The sequence below is a fragment of the Acidovorax sp. FW305-C-20-28 genome (genome assembly GCF_058783375.1).
In genome coordinates, this window is record NZ_JBYSYM010000011.1 from 130,397 (window position 1) to 143,429 (window position 13,033).

Annotated in this window: 10 protein-coding genes; 7 read left to right on the forward strand and 3 right to left on the reverse strand. The window is 69.0% G+C overall.

All coding sequences use genetic code 11. The annotated features are described in order from the left end of the window. Positions 1-69: 69 nt before the first annotated feature. Positions 70-2,868, forward strand: coding sequence for a bifunctional diguanylate cyclase/phosphodiesterase (locus tag AC3WOH_RS14720; RefSeq protein ID WP_492230046.1), 2,799 nt, complete (start codon positions 70-72; stop codon positions 2,866-2,868). Here AC3WOH_RS14720 and dusA read toward each other — a convergent pair. Continuing rightward, positions 2,840-3,895: a tRNA dihydrouridine(20/20a) synthase DusA gene (gene dusA, locus AC3WOH_RS14725; RefSeq protein ID WP_492230047.1), complete on the reverse strand. Its 1,056-nt coding sequence runs from the start codon at positions 3,893-3,895 to the stop codon at positions 2,840-2,842. The two genes, AC3WOH_RS14720 and dusA, sit on opposite strands and share 29 nt — an antisense overlap. A gap of 124 nt (positions 3,896-4,019) precedes the next feature. Here dusA and AC3WOH_RS14730 point away from each other — a divergent pair, with 124 nt between their 5' ends. Beyond that, positions 4,020-4,277 carry a DUF3391 domain-containing protein gene (locus AC3WOH_RS14730; RefSeq protein WP_492230048.1) on the forward strand — a complete coding sequence of 86 codons (258 nt, stop codon included), beginning with the start codon at positions 4,020-4,022 and terminating at the stop codon, positions 4,275-4,277. Between the two features lie 30 nt (positions 4,278-4,307). Continuing rightward, positions 4,308-5,294 carry an HD-GYP domain-containing protein gene (locus tag AC3WOH_RS14735; protein ID WP_492230049.1) on the forward strand — a complete coding sequence of 329 codons (987 nt, stop codon included), beginning with the start codon at positions 4,308-4,310 and terminating at the stop codon, positions 5,292-5,294. A 9-nt stretch (positions 5,295-5,303) separates the two neighbouring features. Here the strand turns inward: AC3WOH_RS14735 and AC3WOH_RS14740 are convergent, their stop codons facing one another. After that, a complete protein-coding gene (locus AC3WOH_RS14740) occupies positions 5,304-7,157 on the reverse strand; it encodes an AMP-dependent synthetase/ligase (protein WP_492230050.1) in 1,854 nt (617 codons plus the stop codon). 211 nt (positions 7,158-7,368) lie between these two features. On the opposite strand from AC3WOH_RS14740, the gene AC3WOH_RS14745 reads away from it, so the two are divergent. After that, on the forward strand, positions 7,369-8,532 hold the full coding sequence (locus AC3WOH_RS14745) for a GGDEF domain-containing protein (protein WP_492230051.1): 1,164 nt from the start codon (positions 7,369-7,371) through the stop codon (positions 8,530-8,532). A 9-nt stretch (positions 8,533-8,541) separates the two neighbouring features. Here the strand turns inward: AC3WOH_RS14745 and AC3WOH_RS14750 are convergent, their stop codons facing one another. Beyond that, on the reverse strand, positions 8,542-9,177 hold the full coding sequence (locus AC3WOH_RS14750; protein WP_492230052.1) for a GntR family transcriptional regulator: 636 nt from the start codon (positions 9,175-9,177) through the stop codon (positions 8,542-8,544). 119 nt (positions 9,178-9,296) lie between these two features. On the opposite strand from AC3WOH_RS14750, the gene scpA reads away from it, so the two are divergent. From scpA to meaB, 3 genes are read left to right on the forward strand one after another with little or no spacing between them, the layout of a single operon-like run. After that, positions 9,297-11,468 (forward strand): methylmalonyl-CoA mutase, encoded by a 2,172-nt coding sequence (gene scpA, locus AC3WOH_RS14755; protein WP_492230053.1) that lies wholly within the window; start codon positions 9,297-9,299, stop codon positions 11,466-11,468. A gap of 20 nt (positions 11,469-11,488) precedes the next feature. Then, a complete protein-coding gene (locus AC3WOH_RS14760; protein WP_492230054.1) occupies positions 11,489-11,956 on the forward strand; it encodes a GNAT family N-acetyltransferase in 468 nt (155 codons plus the stop codon). Next, entirely contained in the window at positions 11,953-12,999 is a 1,047-nt protein-coding gene (gene meaB, locus AC3WOH_RS14765; RefSeq protein WP_492230055.1) for a methylmalonyl Co-A mutase-associated GTPase MeaB, read from the forward strand. The genes AC3WOH_RS14760 and meaB overlap by 4 nt, the downstream gene beginning before the upstream one ends. The last annotated feature ends 34 nt before the right edge of the window (positions 13,000-13,033 follow it).

The window sequence follows — 13,033 nt, forward strand, 5'->3', positions numbered from 1 at the left end:
CGCACCGGGTGACCTCGCTTGGCAGGGGCGCCTGAAATCGGATAATGAACGCAGTGTGTGACCCACGCGATGACATCAGAACAAGACACGGTCCCCGCATCCACCGAGCCCGAGAGGCTCCGCGACGCGCCCGCCAGCCAGCGCTGGCTGGTGCTTGTGTTGCCGCCGCTGATGGTCCTGATGATGCTTGGGGTGACCGGCCTGTACTGGTACCGGGCGCACAACGAGTCGCTCGACAAGCGCCTGCGCAACTTCCATGCGGCGGCCGAGCAGATTGCCTACAACCTGCGCGACCGCATGTCCACCTACGAGGTCATGCTCAGGGGCGTGCAGGGCTATGTGGACGGGTCCGAGCGCATTGAGCGGGGCGAGTTCCAGTCTTATGTCGGTGCGCTGCAGATGCAGCAGACACGGCCCGGCCTGCAGGGCATCTCGCTGGTCATGTTCGTGCAGGGCAGCGGCCTGGCGGCCCACCTGGCCGACATCCGTGGCCGCGGCTTCTCCGGCTACACCGTGCACCCGCCGGGCGAGCGCGCGCAGTACGCCCCCATCACCCACATCGAACCCCTGGAAGGCCGCAACCTCGAGGCCCTGGGCCTGGATGCGCTGACGCTGCCGCCCGCGCGCGAGGCGCTGGAGCGGGCCCGCGACTCCGGCCGGCTGGCGCTGTCCGGCCTGCTGGGCCCCTTGCCGCCAGGCACGCCGGCGCAGGGCGAGGTGGGGCTGTTCCTGCCGGTGTACTCCACGCTGCTGGAGGCGGAAACCCTGTCCGGCCGCCGCCGTGCCATCCGGGGCTGGGTGGCCGCCCCGTTCCGGGTGGGCGATGTGGTCAAGGGCTTGTCCCGGGAGTTCGATCCCGATATCGCCCTGGCCATCTACGACGGCGAGGAGCCCTTGCCCGAGGCCTTGCTGTATGGCGAGCCCGGGCTGCAGGCACAGGCCCTGGCGCGGGGGGCCGTGCAGACCAGCCGCCGCCTGGAGGTGGGCGGCCGCGCCTGGACGCTGCGGATGGCGCCGCTGCCGGCCTTCGATCTGCGCCACGAGGACGAAGGCCACCACCTGGTGGCCGTGATGGGGGTCTTCATCAGCCTGCTGCTGGGCTGGTTCGCCTGGGTGCTGGCCACCGGGCGCGAGCGCGCCGCGGCACTGGCGCGCCGCATGACGGCCCAGTTGCGCGGCGCGCGCGATGACCTGGAGAGCACGCTCAGCGCCATCCCGGACCTGCTGTTCGAACTCGATGCCGAAGGCCGCATCCACCACTGCCGCTCTGCGCACATGCCGCAGTCTGCGCTGGATCCCACGCAGTTCGTGGGGCAGCGGCTGCAGGACATGGTGCCCCCCGGCGAGGCCGCCGGCTGCCTGCAGGCCGTGCGCGCCGCGCTGGCCAACGGGTATTCCGCGGGCCACCAATACCACCTGGAGGTCGACGGCCAGACCCACTGGTACGAGCTGTCCATTGCGCGCAAGGACAGCACGCACCCGGGCGAGGGGCCGCGCTTCGTGGCCCTGGCCCGCGACGTCACCGAGCGCCAGCAGGCCCAGGCGCGCACGCACCAGCTGGCCTATTTCGACGCACTGACCGGCCTGCCCAACCGCCGCATGCTGCTCGACCGGCTCGGCCTGGCCTTGGCCGCCGCGCGCCGCAATGGCCAGATCGGCGCACTGCTGTTCGTGGACCTGGACAACTTCAAGCAGATCAACGATGCACGCGGCCATACCCTGGGCGACCAGCTGCTGGCCGAGGTCGCCCGGCGCCTCACGGGCCTGCTGCGCCCCGGCGACACCGTTGCGCGCCTGGGAGGCGACGAGTTCGTGCTGCTGCTGCAGGGCATCGCCACCGACATGGCCACGGCCGGCCGGCAGGCCCTGGCCGTGGCCGAGCGTGTGCGCGAGGCACTGGAGCTGCCCTATGCCATCGACACCCACCTCTACAGCAGCACGGGCAGCCTGGGGATCACGCTGTTCCCCAAGCGCGCGGAGGGGGTGGAAGACCTGCTGCGCGAGGCCGACACCGCCATGTACCGCGCCAAGGACCTGGGGCGCAACCGCATCCGCTTCTACGAGGCGGCCATGCAGGCCGACGTGCAGGAGCGCCTGGCGCTGGAGCAGGACCTCAAGAAGGCCATGGCCGAAGGGCAGCTGGCCGCCTACATCCAGCCCCAGGTCGACGCACAGGGCACCGTGGTCGGGGGAGAGCTGCTCATGCGCTGGAGCCATCCGGTGCGCGGCAGCGTGCCGCCGGCGCGCTTCATCCCGATTGCCGAGGCCTCGGGGCTGATCCTGCCCATGGGGGCCTGGATGATCGAGAAGGCCTGCGACGCCATCGCCCAGTTGCAGCGCCAGGGCATGCCGCTGTCGATCTCGGTGAATGTGAGCCAGCGCCAGTTCCGGCAGGAGGATTTCGTCGAGCGCGTGCGCAATGTGCTGGCCCAGACCGGGGCCACGCCGTCCTGCCTGGTCCTGGAAGTCACCGAGAGCCTGCTCATCGAGAACCTGGACGACACCATCGCCCGCATGACCGAGCTGGTGCACCTCGGCGTGCGCTTTTCCATCGACGACTTCGGCACCGGCTATTCGAGCCTGGCCTACCTCAAGCGCCTGCCGCTGTACGAGCTCAAGATCGACAAGAGCTTCGTGCAGGACACGCCCGACGATCCCAGCGACACGGCCATCGTGCAGTCCATCCTCTCGGTGGCGCGCCACCTGAACCTGCGCGTGGTGGCCGAAGGCGTGGAGACACAGGCCCAGGCCGACTTCCTGGCGGCCAGCCAGTGCGACTGCCTGCAGGGCTACCTGTTCTACCGCCCCGAGCCGCTGGGCGGTTGGCTGGACGGGATGCTCAGACCGGCTCGGGAATCAGCGTCGTAGCCTGCGCCAGGGCGTAGACCTCGCGGGCAGGCCGGTCCTTGAGCAGGTGGTTGCTCCAGACCTGGCGCCACAGGCGTGCGCCGCGCAGGCCGTGGCGCAGGCCCAGCATGTGGCGTGCGATATGGGCCCAGGGCGTGCCGTACTGGGCCGCCTCGCGCTCCATGTATTCCACCATGGCCAGTTCCACCTCCTCACGGGTCAGCCGGCAGGGGGCGCCGCCATAGTAGACCTGATCCCAGCGGGCCAGCCACCAGGGATTGTGGTAGGCCTCCCGGCCGATCATCACGCCGTCCAGGTGGTCCAGTTGCTCCAGCACCACCTCATCGGCCTGGATGCCGCCATTGATGGCGATGGTCAGATGGGGAAAGTCGGCCTTGAGCTGGTGCACCACCTCGTAGCGCAGCGGCGGAATGTCGCGATTTTCCTTGGGCGACAGGCCCTGCAGCCAGGCATTGCGCGCATGCACGATGAACACCGTGCAACCCGCGTCGGCCACGGTGCCCACGAAGTCGCGCACGAAGCCGTAGTCTTCGACCTTGTCGATGCCGATGCGGTGCTTGACCGTCACGGGCACATCCACCACGTCCTTCATGGCCTTCACGCCGTCGGCCACCAGCTGGGGCGCCTTCATCAGGCTGGCGCCGAAGGCACCACGTTGCACCCGGTCGCTCGGGCAGCCGCAGTTCAGGTTGATTTCGCCATAGCCCCACTGGGCGCCCAGGCGCGCGGCCTGCGCCAGCAGCTCGGGCTCGTTGCCGCCCAGCTGCAGGGCCACCGGGTGTTCCTCGGCATTGAAGCGCAGGTGCCGCTCGGTGCCGCCATGGATGATGGCGCCCGCGTTCACCATCTCGGTGTAGAGCAGGGTCTGGCGCGTGAGCAGGCGGTGGAAATAGCGGCAATGGCGGTCCGTCCAGTCCATCATCGGGGCGACGGACATGCGCCAGGGGCTGTGCGCGGCAGGCTGTGCGGAGGCGAGGGCGGGGCTGTTTTCCAAGATCGGGACCGTTGTCAAAAAGGGGGCAGGCATGCGCGGCACGCATGCCAGTCCGGGAAAATAGGGGGAGCGGCGCGCGAACTGTGCGCCCATGCCTACATTTTCTCAGTTCCTGGCGCGGCATACTGGCGCAGGGACTCTTGTTTGAATACGCTGCATGTGGAAGAACCCCGGGGTCGCCGTTGCGATCGCACCGTCCCAGCTGGTTGCCGGTCTGTACGTCTGGCTGGAAATGCGCTGGGACGAGCACCCCTTCATCGCCAACCGTTTCATGGTCCGCACCGCCAAGGATGTGGCGGTGATCCAGTCGCTCGGCCTGGAAGGCCACCTCTACTACTACCCGGACCGCAGCACGGCCGAACCGCTGCCCCTGGCGCCAGCAGGCGCCCCCGACCCCGAACCGGCTCCCCATTAGGTCGATGCGCAGGCGGCCCTGGCCGCCGAGGTGCGCCAACTCGACCAGGCCAAGAAGGAAAAGCGTCAGCGCCAACGGGATGCCGCCGCGCGGGCCGACCGGGCCTGGGAAGATGCCGCGCGCCAGACCCGCGAAGCCCTGCTCACGCTCACGCGCTCCCCCAAGGCGGCGGGCCGCATCCTGGCCGACCTGTCGGGCGAGACGGCGGCGCGCATCGCCCAGAGCCAGGAGGTGTTGCTGCACCTGCTGGGCGACAAGAAGGACCAGGGACCGCAGTTCCACGCGCTCAATGTGCTCACGCTGTGCATGCTGGTGGGCAAGAAGGCCGGCCTGTCCGAACGCGAGCTGGCCGACCTGGCCATGGCGGCCCTGGCGCACGACGTGGGCAAGTCCAAGGTGCCGCCGCAGCTGTTCAAGACCTCCCGGCGCAAGCGCCACGAGGAGGAATTCGTGCGCCAGCACGTGATGTACAGCACCCAGCTGGCAGCCGATTCGGGCGCCTTCAGCAGGGAGGCGCTGGCCTGCATCGCCAGCCACCATGAGGCGGCCGACGGTTCGGGCTGGCCGCGCGGCCAGCGCGAGACCCACCGCCTGGCCCTGATCCTGGCCATGGTCAACCGCTACGACAACCTGTGCTCGCCCGAGGCGCGCGACGTGGAGCCGCTGATGCCGGCCGAGGCCTTGGCGCACATGTTCAGGAACGAATCGGGCCAGCACGACCCGGCGCTGCTCAGCTCGCTCATCAAGCTGCTGGGCGTGTACCCGCCAGGCACGGTGGTGCAGCTCACCGATGGGGCGCTGGCGCTGGTGGTGGCGCCGGGGCCCGAGTCGCTGCGGCCCCAGGTGCTGGTCTACACGCCCGAAATCCCCAAGGAGGAGGCCCCCCTGGTGGAATTGCACACCGAGCCGGACATCCGCGTGGCCGAGGCGATCCGGCCCTCCACGCTGCCGCGCGAGGTGCTCGACTGGCTCAATCCCCAGCAGCGGCTGTCGTACTTCTTCTCGGTGGAAGACTGAAGGCCGGGTTCAGCGCGCCCCCGGCTTTTGCTGGTACAGGCCCTCGATGGCCTGGGCAAAGTGGGCCATGAGCGGTGCGCGCTTGAGCTTGAGCGTGGGCGTCATGAAGCCGTTCTCGATGGTCCAGGGTTCCAGCACCAGGTGCACGGCGCGGGGCACGGCGTAGCGCGCGAAGCTGGCCGTGCTCTTTTCGATGCGTGCCAGGACCGCGCGGTGCACGGACGGGTTGTTCAGGCTGGCAGGATCGCGCGCCGGCAGGCCCAGGTCACCGGCCAGGCGTTCCCACTCGTCGCGGCGCAGCACGGCCACCGCGGCGATGAAGGGGCGGTTCTCGCCCAGCACAAAGGCCTGCTCCAGCAGCGGGTCGGCCAGCAGGGCCAGCTCCAGATCGCCCGGCGGCACCTTCTCACCGGTGGAGGTGACGATGATCTCCTTGATGCGGCCGCGGATGAAGATGCGCCCATCGACGATGTCGGCCTGGTCGCCCGTGCCCAGCCAGCCATCGGGCGCGAGGATGCGCGCCGTGTCCTCGGGGCGCTTCCAGTAGCCCTTCATGACGATGGGCCCGCGCACCTGCAGCTCGCGGTTCTCGCCGACGCGCACCTCTACGCCCGGCAGCGCCCGGCCCACGCAGGCCGGGTCGTTGTCGGTGAGGGAGTTGACCGACACCACGGGCGCGGTTTCGGTCATGCCATAGCCCTGCACCAGCGGCAGGCCCAGGCCGAGGAAGCACTTGGCAATGGTGGGCGACAGTGGCGCACCGCCGCTCACGGCCACGCGCACGCGGCCACCGAACTGTGCCAGCAGCGGCTGGGCCACCAGGGCACGCAGCACGGGCCAGGGCAGGGCGTTCATCCAGCCCCCGGTCGGGTCGGCCTGGGGCACGGGCAGGCCCTGCGCGGCGCAGAAGTGCTGCCAGCCCTTGGACTGCGCGGCCTCGTAGAGCTGCATCTTCCAGGGTGAGGGCGCGAGCTTTTCGAGCAGTTTGGCGTGGATGCGCTCGTAGATGCGCGGCACCGAGACCAGCACCGTGGGGCGGATGGTCTGCATGTCCTCGGCCAGTTGGGCCACCGAGCGCGCGTAGGCCACCGAGCTGCCGGCCGCGATCGGCAGGTAGTAGCCGCCCGTGCGCTCGAAGGTGTGCGACAGCGGCAGGAAAGACAGGAACACGTCGTCCACCATGGGGGCAATGCGTTCGAGCACGGCCTTCACGTCGCTCACCACATTGCGGTGCGTGAGCATCACACCCTTGGGCTTGCCCGTGGTGCCCGAGGTGTAGACGATGGCGGCCAGGTCGTCGGGGCCAGGCTGGGTGGGGGGCGCCAGTTCCACCGCCTGGGCCGCGCCTTCGAGCCATTGCGCGAGCGAGCCCACGGCCGGCGTATGTGCAGAGGGCGGGGTGGCCGTGAACGCGGGCTCCGGGTCGGTCACGATCACCGCCCGCAGCGCCGGAAATTCCGAGCCTGCGGCACGGATCTTCTCCCACTGCTGGGAGCTGCCCACGATGAGCATGGAGGCTTCGCAGTCCGAGAGGATGTAGGCGATGCTGCCCGGGTTGTCGATGGCGTGCAGCGGCACGGGCACGCAATTGCTGGCCAGCGTGGACTGGTCGGCGCACATGGCATCGAGGCCGTTGGGCAGCAGAATGGCCACGCGGGCACCGGCCGGCAGCTGCAAGGCCACCAGGGCGCGTGACCACTGCGCGACGTGGGCAGCGGTCTCGGCCCAGGTCCAGGTCATCCAGGCCTGGCCCTTGGCATCGAAGGCACGGAAGGCGGGCGCGTCGGGCGTCTGGGTGGCGCGCCAGGAAAGAAGCTGGGGCAGCGTCTGGACGCTGCCGATGTCGGAAGAGAAAGAAGTCATCGGGTCGTTCGGGGCCTGGGCGGCATGCACAGAGCCAGGGCGGTACCATCGGGTACCAACCTGGGGAAAACCCGCGCGATCATACCTATGCTGGAGGCACAAGCTGTGCTTCTTTGTTTCTTGCAGCCAAGAGTTTTCGGGGCAGCCGGCCCCGCTCGGCCACAATTCCGGCATTTCCACACCGCTTTTCCTGCCTGCGCTGCACCGCTCCATGGATCCCATCACCATCTTCATCGTCGCGACACTGATGATGCTGGCCAATGGCGGGGTGCTGGGCCTGATGCACAAGGACCTGCCGGTCTCCCTGCAACCCTGCGCCGAAACCTGGCGCATCGCCACCTTGCTGCTGGCCGGCAGTGCCGTGCTCTATGCCGTGCAGTACGAGCTGCCGCTGGGCCTGGTCTCGCCCATGGCCAATGGCATGGTGATGCTGGGCTGCACCGGCTACTGGCGCGCGCTGCGCCAGTTCGACGGGGCACCCGACCGCTGGTGGATGTGGCTGCCGGCGCTGGCGGGCATCGGCGGCGTGGTCTGGTTCGCGGGCGTGCAGCCCGATACGCCCAGCCGCATCCTGCTGCTGTCCGGCGTGGTGGCCTTCGTCCTGATGGCCGGCACCCTGCAACTCGTGCGCGGCGGCACGGGGGAGCGGGCGCGCAGCCGCAAGGCCCTGGCAGGCCTGTTCTTCCTGGTGGGCCTGTTCGTGGCCTTTCGCGCGGGCTACTTCCTGGTGCGCAAGGTGGGGCCATCGTTCGACATCACGGGTGAGGGCGCCTGGATCAACACCGCCAGCCCGCTCATCACCGCCTTGCTGCCCGTGGTGGGCACCACGGCCTTTCTGTTCATGTGCTCGCAGCGCATCGGCCGCCAGTGGGAGCTGGCCGCCGCCACCGACTACCTGACGGGCCTGGCCAACCGCCGCACCCTGCTGGCGGAGGGCGAGAGCCGCTTTGCCACGGCGCGCCGGGGTGGTGCCCACCTGGCGCTGGCGCTGGTCGACGTGGACCACTTCAAGGCCATCAACGATGGCCATGGGCACGAGGTGGGCGACAGGGCCCTGCAGCACGTGGCCCGGCAACTGCAGGCCACGGCGCGCGGCCTGGACTTCGTGGCGCGCCATGGGGGCGAGGAGTTCGTGGTGCTGCTGGACCTGGGGCAGCATGGCGATGCCCAGGCGGCCGGCGAGCGCCTGCGCCTGGCGGTGGCGGGCACGCCGTTCACGGCCGACGGGGCCTCGCTGACCATCACCATCTCGGCCGGCGTCGCCCTGCAGGCCGACGGTGACACCACGCTGGACCAACTGCTGCGCCGCGCGGACGAGGCGCTGTACGCCGCCAAGCGCAGCGGGCGCAACCGGGTGGAACTCGCAGGCGGTTGACGGCGGCCCTCAGGTCGCCGCTTCCAGCCCCTGGGCGAAGTGGGCCTGCATGGCCTGAGCGGTGCCCGCGCCGTCGCGCCGGGCCAGCGCGGCCATCACGGCGCGGTGCTCGGCCAGCGAATCCTCGATGCGGCCCTGCTTGAGCAGGGAGTTGTGGCGGTTGAGCTTCATCACCTTGCGCAGGTCGGCCACCATCTGGCTGCGCCAGCGGTTGTCGGCCATCTCCAGCACGCGCATGTGAAAGCGCTCGTTGATCGCAAAAAAGCGCTCGCGCTCGCCCGCGGCGCTCTCCAGCTCGGTGTGCAAGGCCTCCAGCTCGCGCAGCTGGGCGGGCGTGGCGGTGGTGGCGACCACGGCGGCGGCATCGCTCTCCAGCAGGCTGAGCAAGTGGTAGACGTCGCGCAGGTCCTTTTCGGACATCTCGGTCACATAGGCGCCACGGCGCACCTTCATCGTGACCAGGCCTTCGGCGGCCAGCACCTTGAGCGCCTCGCGCAAGGGCGTGCGGCTGATGCCGAATTCCTCGGCGATCTTGAGCTCGTCAATCCAGCTGCCAGGCTCCAGCTCGCGGCGGAAGATGCGCTGGCGCAATTGCTCAGCGACTTCTTCGTACAGGGCGCGGGGCGTCAAGGTCAGTGCGGACATGGGGCGGATTGTAAACCCTCGAAGAATTTTGAATCAATAATTATGAATGATGTAAACTTGGCGCCACATCGGGATTTGCCCCTGAATACGATACCGCCATCCTCGGAGACCGTTTCGCCATGAGTGCCACGCCCCCCAACAGCCCCCCCGAATTCGCCGCCGCCTCGCTCGAGGCTTGGGCGAAAGCCGCTGCCAAGTCGGCGCCAGGGGGCGATGTCAACGCGCTGAACTGGGTCACGCCCGACGGCATCACCGTCAAGCCGCTGTACACGGCGGCCGACACGGCCGACCTGAAATACGCCGACACGCTGCCCGGCTTCGAGCCCTACCTGCGCGGCCCCCAGGCCACCATGTATGCGGTGCGGCCCTGGACCATCCGCCAGTACGCGGGCTTTTCCACCGCGGAAGAATCCAATGCTTTCTACCGCAAGGCCCTGGCCGCAGGCGGGCAGGGCGTGAGCGTGGCGTTCGATCTGGCCACCCACCGCGGCTACGACAGCGACCACCCGCGCGTGACCGGCGACGTGGGCAAGGCCGGCGTGGCCATCGACTCAGTGGAGGACATGAAGATCCTGTTCGACCAGATCCCGCTGGACAAGGTCTCGGTCTCCATGACCATGAACGGTGCCGTGCTGCCCGTGCTGGCGGGCTACGTGGTGGCGGCGGAAGAGCAGGGCGTGTCGCAGGCGCAGCTGAGCGGAACCATTCAGAACGACATTCTGAAAGAGTTCATGGTGCGCAACACCTACATCTACCCGCCCAAGCCGAGCATGCGCATCATCGGCGACATCATCGGCTACACGGCACGCAACATGCCGAAGTTCAACTCCATCTCCATCTCCGGCTACCACATGCAGGAGGCGGGCGCCAACCAGGCGCTGGAGCTGGCCTTCACCCTGGCCGACGGCAAGGAGTACGTGAAGACGGCCATGGCCTCGGGCCTGGACGTGGACGATTTCGCGGGCCGCCTGTCCTTCTTCTGGGCCATCGGCATGAACTTCTACCTCGAAGTGGCCAAGATGCGCGCCGCGCGCCTGCTGTGGTGCCGCATCATGAAGGAGACCGGCGCCAAGAACCCCAAGAGCCTGATGCTGCGCACCCACTGCCAGACCAGCGGCTGGAGCCTGACCGAGCAGGACCCCTACAACAACATCGTGCGCACCACCATCGAGGCCATGGCGGCCGTGTTCGGCGGCACGCAGAGCCTGCACACCAACGCGCTCGACGAGGCCATCGCGCTGCCCACCGAGTTCTCGGCCCGCATCGCGCGCAACACCCAGCTCATCATCCAGGAAGAGACGCACATCACCAACGTGGTCGACCCCTGGGCCGGCAGCTACATGATGGAAAAGCTTACCCAGGACATGGTGGACGCCGCCTGGGCCATCATCGAGGAGGTCGAGGCCATGGGCGGCATGACCCAGGCCGTGGACAGCGGCTGGGCCAAGCTCAAGATCGAGGCCGCGGCCGCCGAGAAGCAGGCCCGCATCGACAGCGGCAAGGACGTGATCGTGGGCGTCAACAAGTACAAGCTGGCCAAGGAAGACCCGGTCGACATCCTGCAGATCGACAACGTCAAGGTGCGCGACGGCCAGATCGCGCGCCTCAAGGACATCCGCGCCAAGCGCGATGCGGCCCAGGTGCAGGCGGCCCTCGATGCGCTCACCCACGCCGCCGAATCCGGCGAGGGCAACCTGCTGGACCTGGCCATCAAGGCCGTGCGCCTGCGCGCCACGGTGGGCGAGGTGTCGGACGCGCTCGAAAAGGTCTACGGGCGCCACCGCGCCGATACGCAAAAGGTGACTGGCGTGTACGCTGCTGCCTACGACTCTGCCGAAGGCTGGGACAAGCTCAAGACCGAGATCAGCGACTTCGCCGAGGCCGAAGGCCGCCGCCCGCGCGTGATGATCGCCAAGCTCGGCCAGGACGGCCACGACCGTGGCGCCAAGGTCGTCGCCACCGCCTTCGCCGACCTGGGCTTCGACGTCGACATGGGCCCGCTGTTCCAGACGCCCGAGGAATGCGCGCGCCAGGCCATCGAGAACGACGTGCACGCCGTGGGCGTGAGCACGCTGGCCGCCGGCCACAAGACCCTGGTGCCGGCCATCATCCAGTCGCTCAAGGACCAGGGCGCGGACGACATCATCGTCTTCGTGGGCGGCGTGATTCCCGTGCAGGACTATGACTTCCTGTACGAGGCCGGCGTCAAGGGCGTCTACGGCCCGGGCACGCCCATCCCGGCCAGCGCCAAGGACGTGCTCGAACAGATCCGCAAGGCCATCGCGGCATGAACGGCCTGGGAGGTGCTGCCTTGACTGCGCCCCTGTTCACCCTGCAGCCCGTGGCCGAAGAGGATTTCGAGCCCATGCTGGCACTGCGCACCACCGCCATGCGCGAAAGCCTGGAGCGCGTGGGCCGCTACACGCCCGAGCGCTCGCGCGAGCGCCTGCGCGCCGCCTTTGCACCGCAGTACATGCAGCACCTGGTGTCGGCCGATGGCCGGCGCATGGGCTTTGTCACCGTGCAGCCCGAGGGCCCAGGGGTGCTGCGCCTGCAGCACCTGTACCTGCACCCCGACTGGCAGGGCAGCGGCATCGGTGCCGCCGTGCTCGCCTGGGTGCAGCAGCGCGCGCGCCGCGAGGGCGCCGTGCTGCGGCTCACCGCCCTGCAGCAGAGCGACGCCAACCGCTTCTACCAGCGCCACGGCTTCGTGCAGACCGGTGAGGAAGACGTGGACGTGCACTACGAGTGGCGGGCCGGGGAGGGCGCACACGCATGAACGCCCCCCAGCCCCTGACCGAACTGCATGGCCCGGCCCACCAGTGGTTCGACGGCATCCTGCACGGCAGCCAGCCCGTGCAGCGCCGCGCCATGGCCAAGGCCATCACCCTGCTCGAATCCACCCGCACCGACCACCGCGCCCAGGGCGACGCGCTGCTCACGGCACTGCTGCCGCACACCGGCCGGGCTTTCCGCCTGGGCATCAGCGGTGTACCCGGCGTGGGCAAGTCCACCTTCATCGAGGCGCTTGGGCTGTTCCTCATTGCCAAAGGGCACCGCGTGGCAGTGCTCACCGTCGATCCGTCGAGCACGGTCTCGGGCGGCTCCATCCTGGGTGACAAGACGCGCATGGAGCAGCTGTCCATGCGCGAGGAGGCCTATATCCGCCCCAGCCCCTCGGGCGGCACCCTGGGCGGCGTGGCCGAGAAGACGCGCGAGGCCATGCTGGTCTGCGAAGCCGCCGGCTACGACGTCGTGGTGGTCGAGACCGTGGGCGTGGGCCAGAGCGAGATCGCCGTGGCCGGCATGACCGACATGTTCGTGCTGCTGCAGTTGCCCAATGCGGGCGACGACCTGCAGGCCATCAAGAAGGGCGTGATGGAGATCGCCGACCTGGTGGCCATCAACAAGGCCGACATCGACAAGAACGCCGCTACGCGCGCCCAGGCACAGATCACATCGAGCCTGCGCCTCTTGGGCATGCACGGCAACCCCGACCATGCCACGCACGGCGCCCTGTGGCAGCCGCGCGTGGTGCAGATCAGCGCATTGCTGGGCGAGGGCGTGGACGGCTTCTGGGACGCCGTCACCCAGTTCCGCACCCAGCAGACCGACAACGGCCGCCTGGCCCTGCGCCGCGAAAAGCAGTCGCTGGCCTGGATGTGGGAGCGCATCGACGCCGGGCTCAAGCAGGCGTTTCGCCAACATCCGGCCGTGCGCAGCCTGCTGCCCGGCCTGCAGGCCGATGTGGCCGCCGGGCGCATTGCGGCTTCCACCGCCGCGCGCACACTGCTGGCTGCATCGCACACCCCAACACCCTAGACAACGACACCCATTTCACCGAAAGAGCGACACC